Source organism: Gracilibacillus sp. YIM 98692, from assembly GCF_010993965.1.
GTDB lineage: Bacteria > Bacillota > Bacilli > Bacillales > Amphibacillaceae > Gracilibacillus.
This window is the reverse complement of record NZ_WIXM01000018.1, coordinates 1-17406: the sequence shown is the minus strand read 5'-3', so window position 1 is coordinate 17406 and position 17406 is coordinate 1. Positions and strand designations below refer to the sequence as shown.

Below are 17406 nucleotides of genomic sequence, written 5' to 3'. Positions count from 1 at the left end.
TGCTCTACTCCTGTTCAGGATTTCGTAAATAATACCCCACTCCTCGTCTTGTAACAATCCAAAGAGGATTGCTTGGGTTATCTTCAATTTTTTCACGCAATCTCCTTACAGTCACATCTACTGTCCGTACATCACCATAATAATCATATCCCCATACGGTTTCTAATAAATGCTCTCTAGTCATGACTTGTCCAATATGACGAGCTAAATAATGTAAAAGTTCAAATTCCCTGTGGGTTAATTCAATATATTCTCCTTCTCGAGTTACGGTATAAGCATCTGGATGAATCACTAAAGATCCTATTGCTATATCGCTCGTTACTTTCTTTTGATTCAATGGTTCTTGTTGTCTACGGCGAAGGTTCGCCTTTACTCTTGCAATTAACTCACGATTACTAAATGGTTTTGTTACATAATCATCTGCGCCAAGCTCTAATCCTAACACTTTATCAATTTCAGCATCCTTTGCCGTTAGCATGATAATGGGCATACTATGCGTTTTTCGGACCTCTCTGCAAACTTCATTACCATCCTTTTCTGGAAGCATGATATCTAATAACATAAGATCTGGGTTCTCTTGCAAAGCCTTTTCAATCGCTTCTTCTCCATCATAAGCACAAACGACTTCATATCCTTCTTTTTCTAAGTTGAATTTTAATATATCGGCAATCGGCTTTTCATCATCTACAACTAAAATCTTTTGACTCATAAAAGCACGTCCTTTTTTATAAAATATCTCACTTTATCTATTCTAACTTATATGAAAGAAATTGTCTGTTTCTTACCATATTTTCAAAACATACACAGTATAGAAAAAACCCTTGTTATTATTTTATAACAAGGGTTTTAAATAATCCATTTTCGGGTATAAAAATAAATGTCACTTAAAAAATATCAGCTGGGTTTTGTAAGGAACCATTTTTATACACTTCAAAATGTAAGTGAATACCTGTAGAGTGTCCTGTAGATCCCATTACACCTATTTTTTTACCTTGCTCAACGGTTTGACCAGAAGAAACACTAATGGATGATAAATGGGCATAGATTGTACGGTAACCATTATTATGATCAATGACAATTTTATTGCCATAACCGCCATTATCCCAACCGGCAGATACTACTGTTCCGTTATCTGCTGCAAGAATGGAACGATTGCTTACACCAGCAATATCTATTCCTTTATGGAAGGAACCCCAACGTTCACCTACATGACTTGTAATATAACCGCCAACTGCAGGCCATTGCAGATGTCCAGAACCACGAGATGGTACCACTTTTGTACCTTTAACTATCACTTTATCATTTGGCTTCTGGGTTATATTTTCATCTAATACTTCCGTTTTAACCGTCACACCATTTACTTTTTCTAATTGGTAATGAACTTCTTTCTTACCATCTTGACCTTCTTGTCTAACCTTTTCATCGCCCTTATACATTTCTTCTGATTCCACAATTTCCGTTTCATACGAAATAGTTTCTTCTACTAGCTTCTCTTCTGTAACCATAACTTCCACATATGGCTTAAAGGCCGTAACATTTAATTCATCGCCAACACGAATAATTGAATCTTCTGTAAGTCCTTCATTCAATTCTAATAGTTCATCTAATGACAAGTCGAATTCACCTGCAATAGATCCTAATACATCGCCTTCTTCAACCGTATATTGTTTATTTTCCAATGTTCCTTTTTCTAAAAGTGTAAGACCTTCTTCAACAGATAAAATCTCTTTTTCTAAAACTTTTTCTTGTTTTATTGAAACCTCATTGGTTAGTTGTACGTCTATTATAGTAGAGTCACCTAATTCTAAGCTGGTATCGTCTTCTCCAGACTCAAGCTTTTCTAGCAAGTCGTTGTCAACAAACTTTTGCTTATAGGCTTCTACAACTTGTTGTGCTGTTTCTTCATCTGCAAAATAGCCAACGACTTCTCCACCAATTTCTAAAGCTTTTGCTTTTACTTGGAGGGTTAGTTCGTCTTCTAATTGATTAAATACTTGGGCTTTGTCTGCATTAGATTCAAACACTTTCTCTGATACATATGTAATATCTTCCGCTACCGCATATGTATAATCTGTCTCTGAATCTTGTTGTTTTTTATCGATTGTTTCATCAACAAATTGTTCCACTGTACTTTGCTTTTCAACAATGCCAATATGCACACCATCTACATAAACGTGTTTCACTTCAGTGACATCTTGATCATCGGCGTAAACGGTTGTGCTAGCAAACCCTAAACTTAACAAACCGACAATAGCTGCATTTTTCATCACTTGAGCAACGCCTGAAAACTTCCCCGATTGCATTACTGACTTCCTCCAATTCCCCAACAAAATCATCTATGTATATTTCTACGAAGATTTTATATCTATTTACTCTACCAATCTATCATATATAGTCGTTTGATGGAAAGGTTTTAATCAAGATGTAACATAAATGTATAATTAAAGCCATTTTTTTACATGCATGTGTGCGAAATATTTATGAATTTATCATATTATTTCCAGATCAAGCAATAACTACAATGAAAATATGTGATTGATGTAAGATTATCGATGACGAAGAAGGATTCAATATATATTAAACAAACATTTTGCCAAAAGAGGAATTGGAAAAGGGAATTTCTTTGAGTGACAAAAGCTGAAGTATTGCAGATAATGAATTGACTGACAACAAGAGTGGGAAAAAAGGAACATCACGGTTTATAACTTTTGTGCAAGGAGATTATTTTAAAAAGCAACAATCTTTTAACATAAAAAAAAGGCCGCTCATGACGACCTTTTTGTATCTTCTATTAGCTATATACGCTTCTTACTATATTTGTTTGCGAACGATCTGGACCAACGGAGAAGATCGATAACGGTATTCCTGTTAACTGAGAGACACGCTCTAAGTAATGACGTGCGTTCTCAGGAAGTTCATGAAGACTCTTTACACCAGTGATATCTTCATCCCATCCCGGCAATTCTTCATAAACCGGCTCACATTCAGCCAATACTTTCAAGCTAGCTGGGAACTCTTCCATGATTTCTCCTTTATATTTGTAAGCTGTACAGATTTTCAATGTTTCAATTCCCGTTAACACATCAATAGAGTTTAATGATAAATCAGTAATCCCGCTTACTCGACGCGCATGTCTTACTACCACACTGTCAAACCAGCCTACACGTCTTGGTCTACCAGTTGTTGTACCATATTCATTCCCTACTTCGCGAATTCGTTCACCAATTTCATCATCCAATTCTGTTGGGAACGGACCATCTCCAACACGTGTCGTATAAGCTTTTGAAACACCTACGACATGATTAATTTTTGAAGGGCCAACACCAGAGCCAATCGTAACCCCACCAGCGATTGGATTAGAAGATGTGACAAATGGATAAGTACCTTGGTCAAGGTCTAACATAACCCCTTGCGCACCTTCAAATAACACACGACGTCCTCCATCGAGCGATTCATTTAGGACAACCGATGTGTCCGCTACATAATTTTTGAAAAATTGCCCATATTCGTAATATTCATCTAATATATCTTCAACTTCCATTTGCTCTGTTTCATACACTTTTTCAAAAAAACGATTTTTCTCTTTTAAATTGCTTTCTAACTTCTCACGAAATGCTTCTTTATCTAATAAATCAGCAATACGGATACCTACTCTAGCTGCTTTGTCCATATAAGCAGGACCAATTCCTTTTCTCGTTGTTCCTATTTTATTCTCACCTTTATCTTCTTCCTGTAGAGCATCCAATTTTAGATGGTAAGGCAAGATGACATGAGCACGATTACTAATTCGTAAGTTATCCGTACTAACACCTTTATCATGTAAATAATTTAACTCTTCCACTAATGCTTTTGGATCAATTACCATTCCGTTTCCTAATACACAAATTTTATCATCAAAGAAGATTCCAGATGGAATCAAGTGTAATTTATAAGTAATACCATCAAATTTAATGGTGTGGCCTGCATTATTACCACCTTGATAACGAGCAACCACCTCTGCATTTTGTGAAAGAAAGTCAGTAATTTTACCTTTTCCTTCGTCTCCCCATTGTGTTCCAACCACTACTACCGAAGACATATACGGCACCTCCGCCCAATATATTATTCATTCCGTATTAATTCTACCAACGTTGTATCGGAATGTCAATTTGATTTACGAACATTAAAGAAAAATCATTTAAAAATGTTCGTGAAATTTTTACCCTGGGGGTATATCACTTTCTTGATAACGATGATCTAAATCAACGAATTTATTGAATTCTTTCACGAATGCTAACTCTACTGTTCCAACTGGACCATTACGCTGCTTAGCAATAATGATTTCAATAATATTCTGTTTTTCTGATTCTTGATCATAGTAATCATCACGATATAAGAATCCGACAATATCTGCATCCTGCTCAATACTTCCGGACTCCCTTAAGTCTGACATCATTGGCCTTTTATCTTGTCGTGTTTCTACACCACGAGATAGCTGTGACAGTGAAATAAGTGGAACATTTAATTCTCGCGCTAGTCCTTTTAACGCACGGGAAATTTCTGATACTTCTTGTTGTCTATTTTCTTTCGAATTGCCACTGCCTTGAATCAATTGTAAATAATCGATTAAAATCATCCCTAAACCATGCTCTTGCTTTAAACGTCGACATTTAGATCGTATTTCACTCACTCGAATCCCTGGTGTATCATCAATAAAAATCCCTGCATTGGAAAGACTCCCCATTGCCATAGACAGTCTGCCCCAATCTTCTTCTTCTAATGCACCAGTTCTTAATCGTTGAGCATCAATATTTCCTTCCGCACATAACATACGAGATACCAGCTGTTCTGCTCCCATCTCCAAACTAAAAATTGCCACATTTTCATCTGTTTTTATCGCAACATTTTGGGCGATATTCAAAGCAAAGGCTGTTTTCCCGACAGACGGACGTGCTGCTACAATAATTAAATCATTTCGTTGGAACCCAGATGTAATTCGATCCAAATCACGAAATCCTGAAGCAATACCTGTCACTTCGCCACTATTTTTGTGTAATAAATCGATATTGTCATAAACTTCTATTAGTACATCTTTAATATTTTTAAATGACGAGGCATTTTTACGGTTCGATACCTCTAGTATTCGCTTTTCCGATTCATTTAGAACTTCCTCTACTTCATCTTCCTTCGAGTAACTGTCCGTTACTATATCTGTTGCTGTTCGAATTAATCGTCTTAATATCGCTTTTTCTTCTACGATACGACAATAATAAATAATATTGGCAGCAGTCGGAACTGCATTCGCTAAATCACTTAAATAGGACACACCACCTGTATCTTCCAGCTGCTTATTATCCGATAACATAGTTGTTACTGTTACTAAGTCAATCGGCTCCCCTTTATCTGCTAATTGAAGCATAACGCGAAAAATCTGCTGATGACTTGCCCGATAGAAATCCTCTGGTATTAAAATTTCAGAGGAACTGGATATAGCCTCAGGCTCTAAGAAAATCGCACCTAAAATAGCTTGTTCTGCTTCAATATTATGTGGTGGAGTCCGTCCCTGCCATACATCGCTCATTTCTTACCCTCCCTTATAAAGAAAAACTTGGCTTATCGCCAGTCCTAATGGCGAAAGCCTTAGTTTTACTTATACTTTGTACTTAAAAATTTTTGCTACGTTGAGTAGCTTCCATGCTAAAACTTTATACTTTCTAACGTATAAAAGCGAAAAAATGGGAAGCATGAAAACTCCCCATTCGCTTATGCTTCTACAACATGAACTTTTATTGTACCCGTTACTTCTGGATGGATTTTAACTGGTACATTAGTATATCCTAATGCTCTAATTGGCTGATCTAATTCAATCTTGCGCTTGTCCATTTTAATGTTATGAGCTTTCTTTAAATTTTCTGCAATTTGCTTACTTGTAATGGAACCAAATAAACGCCCGCTTTCCCCTGATTTAGCTGTTACTTTTACTTCCAAATTCGCCAATTTCTCTTTTAACTGCTTCGCTTCTTCCACTTCATCTTGCTCTTTCTGCTTTTGTTTATTTTGTTTCGCTTTTAATGCTTTCAAATTTGCTTGAGTTGCTTCAATAGCAAGGTTGTTTTTTAGTAAATAGTTTCTGGCATAACCGTCTGAAACGTTTTTTACTTCCCCTTTTTTCCCTTTATTCTTCACGTCTTGTGTAAAAATCACTTTCATTCTTCTTCTCCTCCCTCATAATACTCATCAATAATATCTTTTAGCCATTCATAAGCATCAATTACTGCCATATCATCTAATTGAGTAGCAGCATTGGTTAAATGACCACCACCGTTCATTTTCTCCATAATAACTTGCACATTTACATCACCTAAGGACCTTGCACTAATTCCAATACGGCCGTCCTTACGTTCTGATATGACAAATGATGCCTCTACACCTGTCATGGTTAACAAAGTATCGGCTGCTTGTGCAATAACAACAGGACCATATGTCTCCCGGTAATTTCCTACAGAGATAGCAATATGCCCTCTATATATATTGGTATTTTCAATTAATCGGCTTCTTTTCACATAAATGTCCAAATCTTCTTTTAAGAACTTTTGGACAAGCACGGTATCCGCTCCTTTTCCTCGTAAGTAAGAAGCTGCATCAAATGTACGAGATCCAGTTCGCAATGTAAAGCTTTTTGTATCGACAATGATACCTGCTAATAAAGCTGTAGATTCTAACATATTTAGACTTAACGAACTAGGCTGATATTCTAAAAGTTCTGTTACCAATTCAGCTGTAGAGGAAGCATACGGCTCCATATAAACAAGCGTTGGATTGTCGATAAATTCTTCCCCTCTGCGGTGATGGTCGATGACTACTACATGCTTTGTTTTTTGAATTAATTTGGACTCCTGCATTAAAGAAGGCCTATGTGTATCTACTACTACTAACAGGGTATCTTTTGTCACAATATCTAGCGCCTCATCCGGATCAACAAAGTGTGACCATAGCTCTTCTTCCTCTTTAATCTCTTCTATTAATCTTTGAACACCTGTATCAATATCATCTTCATCAATGACAACAAAGCCTTCTACATTATTTGCTTGAGCAATCTTCAAGACACCAATGGAAGCACCTATCGAATCCATATCAGGAGATTTATGCCCCATAATTAGCACTTGATCACTCTCTTTCACCAATTCTTTAAGAGCATGCGAAATAACCCGTGCTCGCACTCGTGTCCGTTTTTCCATTGGATTCGTTTTTCCACCGTAGAATCGGACTTTACCAGTTGCATCATCTTTAATGACTACTTGGTCGCCCCCTCGACCTAAAGCTAAATCTAAGCTAGATTGGGTAAGTTCCCCAAGCTCAGGTAACGATTCACTGCCAAAACCAATCCCAATACTCAAAGTAAGAGGTACATTTTTGTCTGTTATTAGTTCACGAACCTCATCTAATATTTCGAATTTAGTTTTTTCTAATTTAGCTAAAATCTTTTGGCTCATCACCGCCATAAAACGTTCCTGAGATGTTCTTTTTAAATAAATTCCATGCTCGTTAGACCAATTATTTAAAATAGATGTGACTTGCGAATTGATATGGCTTTTCGCTGTATCATCCATGTTTTGTGTCATTTCTTCATAATTGTCTAAAAAGATAATGCCTAATACTGTTTTTTCTTGTTCATATAACTCTTGCAGTTCTGTCTGCCTTGTCCGATCAAACAAGTATATCAAACGTTCTTGGGCCTTATGATACACTTGTAAATCAAACGAACCAATCGACACCCAAAAGTCTGTCTTATCCTCATCTTTTAATCCAGAGACAAGTTCACTTGATAAGACCTCAAGGTTTTCGCCAACTAGTGTGTCTTCTTCAGAAAACTCACTCATATACGGGTTGGTCCATTCAACATTAAAATCGTCACCATAGAGAATAATCCCAACTGGCATCTCCAATAATGCTTCTTCTCCTACTTTTTTTACACGGTGCGATAAAGTCGATATATATTCCTCTGTTTGATTCACTAACTGCTTCTCTTTTTTAAAGCTATAGTATAACGATAGCGAAAAGAGTAAGGTCATGATAAATCCAAATACCCAGTGATAATAAAAGATTAACACGAGCAAAATAAAAGACAGTAGATATATGCCTATAATATGCCTGCCCATCATAGGTTTTTTGAGGAATTTTGGCATGGCTTTCAGCTCCTAACAGTAGTTTGCCTTTTTATTTTGTTATTCGTTTTTTTAATTCAAATCCTAAATCAATTATACCTAAGATGCGTGCCAAATAAAGACCTATAATTGGGAAAAATACAATTATTAATATACTAATAATTGGTAAAGCCTTTGAGCCTTTCTTCACATAGGAATAATAAAAGATAAAAGACAGCCCTTGCAGCATTAAAAGAACACCTAATAAATGAGAAATGTTAAAGATGGCAATACTAATATAATCACCCTTTTCACCAATACCTATAAACGATAGTAATAGAATGATTAAATAGATCCATAACATGATTTTAGGCAATTGAAATTGGCGAAATGGCGGAAAATAAAGAGATTGATCCATAAATTTGTTCCACCATTTATAACTAAGCCATTGTGTAAAAAAGGATAAAACCATAGAAATGACCACTAAAATGACAGGTAAAAGTTGCAGCATTTGCATCATCTGTTCACGCAGAATCTTTAAATCATCATCCGAAAAATAGTCGATTCCTACACTTAAAAACAGTTCTTCTGTCATCGCAAGAGACTCATCCATCGTCTGGATAAATGAATCTTGTATGGAAAAATTCAGAACCGTTTCTACAAATACATAGATAAAAGCAAATCCAATTAAATAACCTGCCGAACCTTTCGCCCATGTTTCATAGGCATGCTGCTTTTTCTTTAGCGAAAATCCAATCATGATACCACTTATCATTGCCAAAAAAGTGAGTGGAAATGCAATAATTGGATAAAGAAACAGGGACAGAAGCACCAAAAAACCTAAACCTATCGATGCCAGTTTTTTATCATATTGCACCACTAGAAAAATCACAGGTAGTGGGAGCAAAAAGAGAACAATTAATTGAAGTAATGGTACAAATATAGCTAGCAATAAGAGGAGAATATATCCTCCAATATATAGCCAAAAGTCTTTCCCTATCTTTTGATTCGTCATCTCCATCCATCCTTAACCATGTGCATTGATTGAAAAAGCACAGCTATTACCCGCTGCGCTTTCTATCTATATTTGCATTAGATTATTTCTATTATAAACGATGGCAAGTTATCATGACAACATAGAAGGAGTATGCTTTTATCAAAATTTCCTATATAATAGAGACAGTTCATAAAAATGACATGCAGGAGGCTTTTATTATGATTAAAACGGTAATATTCGACCTTGACGATACCCTGTTATGGGATAAACGCAGTGTTAAACAAGCCTTTATTGACACTTGCCAATTAGCTGAAGAGAAATATGAGATTTCAGCTGAAAAATTGGAAGAAGCAGTTCGAAAAAAGGCTCGTGAATTATATCAAGGTTATGAAACCTATGAATTTACACAAATGATAGGAATTAACCCATTTGAAGGGTTATGGGGCAATTTCCTTGACGATCACCAATATTTTAAAAAAATGGCAGAAATTGTGCCCAATTATCGTAAAGATGCATGGGTTCAAGGTCTCCGAGAATTAGGGATTGATGATGTAGAATTTGGTGCTTATTTAGCAGAACAATTCCCAGTAAATCGTAAAAAGAACCCTTTCGTTTATGAAGAGACTTTTTCTGTTTTACAAAAATTACATAATAACTACCAACTGGTTATGCTCACAAATGGATCTCCAGATTTACAGAATACGAAGCTAACGATCACACCTGAGCTCACGGATTACTTTGATCATATTATTATCTCTGGAGCGTTTGGACGTGGAAAACCAGACCCAAGTATCTTTGAACATGCATTAGAAACAGCAAATGTCAGTCGTGATGAAGCCATTATGGTGGGTGATAACCTTATGACAGACATTTTAGGAGCAAACAGAACAGGTATTAAAAGTGTGTGGATTAACCGGGAAAATAAAGAGAAAAATGAAGTAGAACCAAGTTATGAAATTAATCACCTGGAAGAGTTATTTCCATTAGTAGAAAAGTTAAATAGCTAGCCTCAAAAGGCTAGCTATTTATTTTATTCTTATAATTCAATTGGCGCAATTGCATTAATTTCCTCTACTTGCTTCAATGCTTCTAATTCATCTTCTGCTAAATACTTATCAACTGTTAAGATCATAATCGCATCACCGCCAACATCGGAACGACCAACTTGCATAGCTGCAATGTTAATATCTTTTTCCGCAAACAAGCTACCTACTTTTCCAATAACACCGGGACGGTCATTATGGTTAACAAATACTAAGTTCCCTTCAGGGATCACATCCACACTGTAGCTATCCACCTGAACAATGCGAGGTCCAAGGCCGTTTAATAAGGTACCTGCTACTTTTCTCGTACCTGCTTTTGTTTTCACTTCTACTTTTAATAAATTAGTAAAGCCTTTTGCTGCAGATGATTTATGTTCATTCACTTGGATACCACGTTTTTCTGCTAAGTAAGATGCATTTACATCATTCACATGGTCTCCTAAATGACGTTTTAATAATCCTTTAATCGTATTACGAGTTAGTGGTGCCACTTCAAGTTCTGTTAGTTCTCCTGAATAAGAGATGTTAATTTCTTCTACAACACCATCTGTCACATTAGTTAAGAATGTTCCTAATTTCTCAGATAAATGGAAGTATGGCTCGATTTTATTCATGACTTCTTTAGGCACAGAAGGTAAATTTACAGGGTTTCTTGCTACGCCTTCTGATAAATAGCGAACAACATCATGACTTACATCAATTGCTACATTCTCTTGTGCTTCTACTGTACTTGCACCAAGGTGTGGAGTTGCAATTACTTCTGGTAACTCAAGTAATCGATGATCCGTAGCTGGTTCCTCTTCAAATACATCTAATGCTGCTCCCGCTACTTTGCCAGATTTAATCGCTTCATATAGTGCATCCTCATCTATAATCCCACCACGAGCACAATTAATAATACGGACGCCGTCTTTCATTTTCGCAAAAGCATCCTTGTTAATCATGTGCTTTGTTTCTTTGATTAACGGTGTGTGTACGGTAATAAAATCTGCTACTGTAATAACATCTTCTACTGACCCAAAGTCAATTCCTAGCTTGTCCGCTCTTTCTTTTGTTAAGAATGGGTCATAAGCGATCACATTCATTCGTTGTCCTTTAGCACGAGCTGCTACTTCAGCACCGATACGTCCCATACCGATAACACCTAATGTTTTGCCTTTTAACTCTACCCCAACATGCGTTTTACGATCCCATTTTCCATTCTGTAAAGCAACAAAAGCTTGAGGTATCTTACGCGCAAGCGACATCAGCATAGCAACCGTATGCTCTGCAGCTGAGTTAGTGTTACCATCTGGTGCATTTACTACAATAATGCCATACTCTGTTGCAGCACTTAAATCTATATTGTCTACCCCTACACCTGCACGACCAATGATTTTTAAGTTTTCTGCCTGGCTTATAATATCTCTTGTGACTTTCGTTTGGCTACGTACCAGTAAAGCATCATATTGCCCAATTTTATCTGCTAACTCATCTGCTGATTGGTTCGTATCGACATCCACCTCAATATTATCTGCTTCCCTTAATGGTTGGATACCGTCTTCGCTTAATGGGTCACTAATTAACACTCTAAAAGTCATGACTGTCCCTCCAAATGTTTTAATTTTACATCATCATACAAGTACTTAGTGAAATTCTTCACTTGTCATACTTTGTGTAACTGTGTATATTATGATCTTATTATAGCATTTTCTGTCTATTACTAGTAGAAAATTGCGTGTATATTCTAAAAAGTTTTATGTTAATGAAGTTTCCTTAATCATAGCAGATTCACATGGAATGTCAAGGATGTTTCACCTGTTTTTCTTATTAACGATCGTATTTAGATAGGAATGTGTATATTTTGTCAGGTATATATTGAATAAAATCTCTTAAAACACGAACGTTATAAAAAACTAATTAAAAAAGTCATAGCATATACCATGACTTTTTTAACGGTTAAAAGAGAAATTATTCATTCAAGAAGAATTTATTCGTTTAATGGCCACATTTTTTGAGTGTATGCCATATCCCAAAACATGTATTCATAACGTGTTGTATTTAAAAAGATTTCCTCTAACTTTTCAAGTTCTTGCTCTGATTTTCCATCTGCAGCTTTGTCAAGCAAATCAATACACCATGTAGCTAGTTCACCAAACTCTTTAGAGCTATACATTTGAATCCAATCTCCAAATAATTCGTGTTCGGAAGCTCCTGGGATTTCATTTAATTCCTTTCCAATTTCCCAATAGCTCCACATACACGGGAGCAGTGCAGCAACTAATTCAGCAAGTGTACCGTTTTGTGCTTCATACAGCATATATCGGGTGTAAGCAAGCGTAACAGGAGATGGCTCTGCATTTTCCAGTTCTTCAAGAGAAATATCAAATTTTTCAGCATACTGACGGTGAAGCGCCATTTCCTCATTCATAGTGGAATGCAGTAAAGCAGCGAACGTTCCCATTTGTTCTAAATTTTCCGCTTTAACAGCTCCAAGAGCAAATAACTTAGAGTATTCTATTAAGTATAAGTAATCTTGTACCATATAAAAGCGAAACTTTTCTTTTTCTAATGTACCGTCACCCATTCCCTTTACAAATGGATGAGCATGGTTTTTACGCCAAATAGGTAGTAACTTTTGATATAATCGTTCAGAAAATTTCATTTTTCATCTCTCCTTTTATTTCTCAAATCATTTGTCTTTTTTGCTATGACACCAATCAAACGTAAACGATAAAAGAACTTTCGTATATTCAATAAGCTGATGAATAGAGACCTGTTCATTAACTGAATGAGCAGCATGCAAGTGACCAGGTCCATAGATAGCTGCTGGAATCCCGGCATCTGAAAACCAGCCACCATCCGTAACCGATGGTGATACATCCATAATAGCTTGTTCGTCAAATATTTTTTGGTGCGCATCCATTAAAGTGTGAACAGCCGGGTGATCAGGGTCTACTTCTAATGATGGGAAAATTTCTCCTCTATCCTCTATCATTGATGAACCTCCCCATTCAAATCGTGGGGGATTTTCTTTTAACCAAGGATCAGCTTGAGCAACAGCTTTGATATGTTCTTCTATCTCTTTGGCTACTTCTTCATATGTTTCATTTGGATAGTAATGAACGGTAATCCATAATCGGCATTCATCTGCAACAAAAGCAGCATGACGTCCTCCTTCTATAACGGCAGGATTAATGGTGTTCGTTCCCGGTGTATATCCCGGATAACTTTTCATAACGGACCAATGCCTTTCCAAATCTTGTAATCCTTGCATGACCTTCATCATTTTTTCGATAGCACTCGCTCCAAATAATTGACCACCAGCATGAATCATTTCTTTTCGAGTTGCATCATGAAACGTTTGATTACTTTTTATCGTAATCCAACCGGTGATCACACCACCTTGCCCCTGAATATGTAAATCACTTGTATCCACCACAATCGCAAAATCAGCATTATAACCTCGTTTACAGCATTCAAGTGTCCCTGCTTCTCCTACTTCCTCACCAATAACAGACTGTAATATTAAGTCACCTGGCAGTTCTATCCCAGTTTCATGTAATAAACGAAGGGCAAATAACGCACCAGCAAGCCCGCCTTTCATATCTGCCGCTCCTCGCCCAATCACAACACCATCTTGCACCAAAGGAGTAAACGGGTCACCAGATATCCATTGCTCTTCTTCATTTACTTCTGCAACATCTATATGTCCATTAATAATTAAGCTTTTATAATTTGTTGAATCCACTCCCTTTAACTTTCCCACAACATTGGGATCTCCTGAATACACATCCCACTTATCTACTTCGAATCCTATATCTTTTAAAAATGCTGCAACAAATTGCTGAGCCTCATCCGTATTTCTTGCTGGCGGTGCAGGTGTTTTATAGGTGATCAACCTTTTCAACAATTCAATGAGCTCCTCTTGTCGTTCATCTACCTGCTTTATTAATTGCTTTAGCTGGTCATTCATTTAAATGTCTCCTCCCTTGCTTCGGAACACTATCCCATAGGCAACCCTCGTACCTTCTTTTCTCAGCTATTAAAATCACCAAAATAACTCTAGCATCCCTCAATATTCATGTATTTGTCTTCTAAAGAAAACTCGTCGATTGACGATCCTTTACTTTAGGCGACAGCAGAGCTGTAGTTGCACTTGCATCGAGTATAAAAATGAAACATCTGTTAAGTTCGCCAACTTCCTGTAGTTAACATAGATGTCAGTACGTCCTGAGACCAATGCCAGTAACAGAATGTATTTTCATAGTGTTTCCATTTTAAACAATGTCTTCTACGTTGATTTTCTTCCTGCTTCCAGGTTCTTACTTTCTTAACTTAAATCAAAAAAACCACTCCTCTGTTCCAAAAGGAGTGGTTTCATTAGATACAATCATGATCGGTTAAATGCCTAAAACAATCATAAGGTATTCTTATACAAATTCTCTTACCACTTCCCTTCGCTAGTATTAACTAGTGCAGGTTCAAGGGTTAAGACAAAGTAGTCTTTCTCAGCTATTGCAGCACCCCTAGTGATGTCTCTATTCAATTAGTCTAGTTACATCAAAACACACTTCTCTAGATAAATCAATCCATATCGTAGTAAAATATGGAATTAGATACTTGAAGTTTCTTCCTTATCTATACAAATATGTAGGGCAACCTTTATAATATACCTAATATTTAAAGAATTTCCATAAGGAGGCGATACCTTGAATAAAAATAAATGCCAACACAAAGATTACCGATTTAAAGTAGCGAATAGAGAAGCACTAATAGGTATTGGTTTAGTTCTATTTAATTTTATCTGGTGGTTTGCCTTCGCCTATGGACTGGGCAGTAAAGACGTATCAGAATACACGTATATTATTGGGTTACCAGCATGGTTCTTCTACAGCTGTGTGCTAGGTGTAATTGTGATGTCTGTGTTGGTGTTTGCGATCGTTAAGAGCTTTTTTGTCCATGTCAACTTTAATCATGAGGAGTTAGAAGACAAATGAATTGGGCAGCTACTATGACACTATTTGGATCCTTAGGACTTATATTTTTAATTGGTTTTATAGCAAGTCGAAGAGAAAGAACGAGTCACTCTTTTGTTTTTGACTACTATTTAGGCGGCAGAAGTTTAGGCGGATTTGTACTTGCCATGACCATGACCGCTACATACGGCAGTGCAAGCAGTTTCATTGGCGGTCCAGGTGTAGCCTATCATGAAGGACTAGGTTGGGTATTGTTATCTGTTACACAAGTAGCTACTGGGTATTTTACTTTAATGATTCTCGGGAAAAAATTTGCGATTTTAACCCAAAAATATCAAGCTGTTACTATAATAGATTTCTTAAAAGCACGCTACCATTCAACATTGATTGTCTTATTAGCTTCTTTTAGCATAGTTGCTTTTTTATTTTCTGCAATGGCAGCGCAATGGATTGGCGGCGGTCGTCTCATTGAATCATTGACAGGGCTAAACTATCATTCTGCTCTGTTTATTTTTGTTTTAACTGTTTTAGGCTATGTCACATTTGGGGGATTTCGTGCTGTTACCTTAACAGATGGGATTCAAGGCAGCATTATGTTTATAGGGACATTGGTTTTGTTAATAGCCGTAATCATTGCTGGTGGTGGCATTTCAAATATTATAACTGATCTTCAGGAAGCTAATCCTAATCTGATTACCCCTTTTGGAGAGAATGGAACTTTAACTCCAACCTATGTTTCTTCCTTTTGGGTATTAGTCGGTGTTGGTGTTGTAGCATTGCCGCAAATTGCTGTTCGCGCTATGTCTTATAAGAATGCGAAGTCATTTCACAGAGCACTAATGATTGGAACGATTGTGGTCGGAGTTATTATGTTAAATATGCATTTAATCGGCGCATTTGCAAGACCTGTACTACCTGGAATTGAAATAGGAGATAAAGTCATGCCGCTTATTGCCTTAGAAGTGTTACCGCCATGGTTAGCTGGGATTATATTAGCCGCACCGTTAGCTGCGATTATGTCAACGGTTGACTCTTTATTATTATTAGTGAGTTCCACTATTGTTAAAGATATCTATATAAATTACATCAATCCAAAAGCGTCTAATAAAAAGGTGAAGCGAATTAGTGTAGGTGTAACTGCATTATTAGGAATCATCGTATTTTTAATAGCTGTGAATCCTCCTGATTTCATTATATGGCTTAACCTTTTTGCCATTGGTGGGTTGGAAGCAGTGTTTATATGGCCTATTATCATGGGGCTTTATTGGCATAAAGGGAATAAATATGGAGCCATTGCTTCTATGCTTGTTGGGATTACTTCTTATATGCTATTCCAATCATTTTATCCAGAACCATTTGGCATGCACGCAGTCGTTCCATCTATTTTGCTGGCCCTAGTAGCTTATGTCAGCTTTAGTTTCATTACTCAAAATAGGGTTTAACCCATAAAGTGAGACTTTTATCCGTGGGTGGTGGGGTCTTGATCACCCACTGTTGGTTAGCGAAACTTATCAGGGGGCTCCCCACTTCTACTTCTTTCATTATTCTAAGTCTTGAAGTGGGGGCTTACAGACGATTGTTGACAGCAGAGCCGTAGTTGCACTTATACTTCGCACTTTAAAATTTTTGCTACGTCGAGTAACTTCTCTACTAAGATTTTATACTTTCCTGGTGTATGAAATAATGTATTTAAACACAAAAAGCCCCACTGACTATGCTACGATTGAAATACTTAACCAAGTTTACTCAATCACCCACCCAGCAAGGAGGACATAGTCAATGAGACTACTTAATGGTAAACAAGGATTAAGAAGAAGTCAATTTGCAAAAGAAATTCGCGGTATCGATTTAGAAAAAGTTTTAATTGTTCCAATCGATGTTTCTAAAGTTCTACAAAAGGCAATGATTTTAAATTATTATGGTGAACCTATAGAAACTTCTTTCTCTTTCATGATTAGTAAAACTGGTATGAAAGTTCTAACGGATAAAATCGAAAGGGCTAAAAAGAGTCTTCAAACAGACAAAGTATTCATCGGAATTGAAGCAACAGGTCATCACTATGAAGACATTGTTCGTATCCTAATGGGGAAGGGATTTTCTGTTCATATCATTAATCCCGCATCCACTCATGAAGAAAGAAAACAACACCTAACTTACACCAAGACAGATGATATTGATTTGTATTTAATTGCTGAGGCTTTAATTGGTAATAAAGCTACTAACTCAAAGTTGAATACGGGTATATATAAACAACTTCAACAGATCACTCGGGCAAGAAGAAGTGA

14 protein-coding genes and 1 riboswitch are annotated in these 17406 nt (G+C 36.6%); of the genes, 4 read left to right on the top strand and 10 right to left on the bottom strand.

Going from position 1 to position 17406, the window contains the following annotated elements:
* Nucleotides 1-4: 4 nt before the first annotated feature.
* The 7 genes from yycF to GHD00_RS14055 form a co-directional block, all read right to left on the bottom strand.
* A complete protein-coding gene (gene yycF, locus GHD00_RS14085) occupies nucleotides 5-709 on the bottom strand; it encodes a response regulator YycF (RefSeq protein ID WP_163538797.1) in 705 nt (234 codons plus the stop codon).
* Nucleotides 710-884: 175 nt separating this feature from the next.
* Nucleotides 885-2303 (bottom strand): peptidoglycan DD-metalloendopeptidase family protein, encoded by a 1419-nt coding sequence (locus GHD00_RS14080; RefSeq protein WP_163538796.1) that lies wholly within the window; start codon nucleotides 2301-2303, stop codon nucleotides 885-887.
* Between the two features lie 488 nt (nucleotides 2304-2791).
* Nucleotides 2792-4078: an adenylosuccinate synthase gene (locus GHD00_RS14075; RefSeq protein WP_163538795.1), complete on the bottom strand. Its 1287-nt coding sequence runs from the start codon at nucleotides 4076-4078 to the stop codon at nucleotides 2792-2794.
* Between the two features lie 120 nt (nucleotides 4079-4198).
* Entirely contained in the window at nucleotides 4199-5560 is a 1362-nt protein-coding gene (gene dnaB / locus GHD00_RS14070) for a replicative DNA helicase (protein ID WP_163538794.1), read from the bottom strand.
* Between the two features lie 182 nt (nucleotides 5561-5742).
* On the bottom strand, nucleotides 5743-6189 hold the full coding sequence (rplI, locus tag GHD00_RS14065; RefSeq protein WP_163538793.1) for a 50S ribosomal protein L9: 447 nt from the start codon (nucleotides 6187-6189) through the stop codon (nucleotides 5743-5745).
* The gene (locus GHD00_RS14060; protein WP_163538792.1) at nucleotides 6186-8165 is read right to left on the bottom strand and encodes a DHH family phosphoesterase; all 1980 of its coding nucleotides are present in this window, start codon (nucleotides 8163-8165) and stop codon (nucleotides 6186-6188) included. Before GHD00_RS14060 ends, rplI begins: the two co-directional genes overlap by 4 nt.
* A gap of 31 nt (nucleotides 8166-8196) precedes the next feature.
* Nucleotides 8197-9138 (bottom strand): YybS family protein, encoded by a 942-nt coding sequence (locus GHD00_RS14055; protein ID WP_163538791.1) that lies wholly within the window; start codon nucleotides 9136-9138, stop codon nucleotides 8197-8199.
* 200 nt (nucleotides 9139-9338) lie between these two features.
* Between GHD00_RS14055 and GHD00_RS14050 the strand changes: the two genes are divergently transcribed.
* The gene (locus GHD00_RS14050) at nucleotides 9339-10127 is read left to right on the top strand and encodes an HAD family hydrolase (protein ID WP_163538790.1); all 789 of its coding nucleotides are present in this window, start codon (nucleotides 9339-9341) and stop codon (nucleotides 10125-10127) included.
* A gap of 29 nt (nucleotides 10128-10156) precedes the next feature.
* On the opposite strand, the gene serA is transcribed toward GHD00_RS14050, so the two are convergent.
* From serA to GHD00_RS14035, 3 genes are all read right to left on the bottom strand, one after another.
* Nucleotides 10157-11743 (bottom strand): phosphoglycerate dehydrogenase, encoded by a 1587-nt coding sequence (gene serA, locus GHD00_RS14045; protein ID WP_163538789.1) that lies wholly within the window; start codon nucleotides 11741-11743, stop codon nucleotides 10157-10159.
* Between the two features lie 389 nt (nucleotides 11744-12132).
* Complete coding sequence (tenA, locus tag GHD00_RS14040; protein WP_163538788.1) at nucleotides 12133-12807, bottom strand: thiaminase II; 675 nt, start codon at nucleotides 12805-12807, stop codon at nucleotides 12133-12135.
* Between the two features lie 27 nt (nucleotides 12808-12834).
* Nucleotides 12835-14118, bottom strand: coding sequence for an acetylornithine deacetylase (locus tag GHD00_RS14035; protein WP_163538787.1), 1284 nt, complete (start codon nucleotides 14116-14118; stop codon nucleotides 12835-12837).
* 462 nt (nucleotides 14119-14580) lie between these two features.
* Nucleotides 14581-14683, bottom strand: a riboswitch (TPP riboswitch).
* 171 nt (nucleotides 14684-14854) lie between these two features.
* On the opposite strand from GHD00_RS14035, the gene GHD00_RS14030 reads away from it, so the two are divergent.
* From GHD00_RS14030 to GHD00_RS14020, 3 genes are all read left to right on the top strand, one after another.
* Nucleotides 14855-15142: a YhdT family protein gene (locus tag GHD00_RS14030; RefSeq protein ID WP_163538786.1), complete on the top strand. Its 288-nt coding sequence runs from the start codon at nucleotides 14855-14857 to the stop codon at nucleotides 15140-15142.
* Nucleotides 15139-16563, top strand: a complete 1425-nt coding sequence (gene panF, locus GHD00_RS14025; RefSeq protein WP_163538785.1) for a sodium/pantothenate symporter — start codon at nucleotides 15139-15141, stop codon at nucleotides 16561-16563. The genes GHD00_RS14030 and panF overlap by 4 nt, the downstream gene beginning before the upstream one ends.
* Before the next feature lie 337 nt (nucleotides 16564-16900).
* Nucleotides 16901-17406, top strand: a 506-nt coding sequence (locus tag GHD00_RS14020) for an IS110 family transposase (protein WP_163538784.1), incomplete at its 3' end; no start/stop codon positions are given.

Coding starts and splice junctions, on each gene's coding strand:
- yycF (WP_163538797.1), bottom strand. CDS start 709: ATGAGTCAAAAGATTTTAGTTGTAGATGATGAAAAGCCGATTGCCGAT.
- GHD00_RS14080 (WP_163538796.1), bottom strand. CDS start 2,303: ATGCAATCGGGGAAGTTTTCAGGCGTTGCTCAAGTGATGAAAAATGCA.
- GHD00_RS14075 (WP_163538795.1), bottom strand. CDS start 4,078: ATGTCTTCGGTAGTAGTGGTTGGAACACAATGGGGAGACGAAGGAAAA.
- dnaB (WP_163538794.1), bottom strand. CDS start 5,560: ATGAGCGATGTATGGCAGGGACGGACTCCACCACATAATATTGAAGCA.
- rplI (WP_163538793.1), bottom strand. CDS start 6,189: ATGAAAGTGATTTTTACACAAGACGTGAAGAATAAAGGGAAAAAAGGG.
- GHD00_RS14060 (WP_163538792.1), bottom strand. CDS start 8,165: ATGCCAAAATTCCTCAAAAAACCTATGATGGGCAGGCATATTATAGGC.
- GHD00_RS14055 (WP_163538791.1), bottom strand. CDS start 9,138: ATGACGAATCAAAAGATAGGGAAAGACTTTTGGCTATATATTGGAGGA.
- GHD00_RS14050 (WP_163538790.1), top strand. CDS start 9,339: ATGATTAAAACGGTAATATTCGACCTTGACGATACCCTGTTATGGGAT.
- serA (WP_163538789.1), bottom strand. CDS start 11,743: ATGACTTTTAGAGTGTTAATTAGTGACCCATTAAGCGAAGACGGTATC.
- tenA (WP_163538788.1), bottom strand. CDS start 12,807: ATGAAATTTTCTGAACGATTATATCAAAAGTTACTACCTATTTGGCGT.
- GHD00_RS14035 (WP_163538787.1), bottom strand. CDS start 14,118: ATGAATGACCAGCTAAAGCAATTAATAAAGCAGGTAGATGAACGACAA.
- panF (WP_163538785.1), top strand. CDS start 15,139: ATGAATTGGGCAGCTACTATGACACTATTTGGATCCTTAGGACTTATA.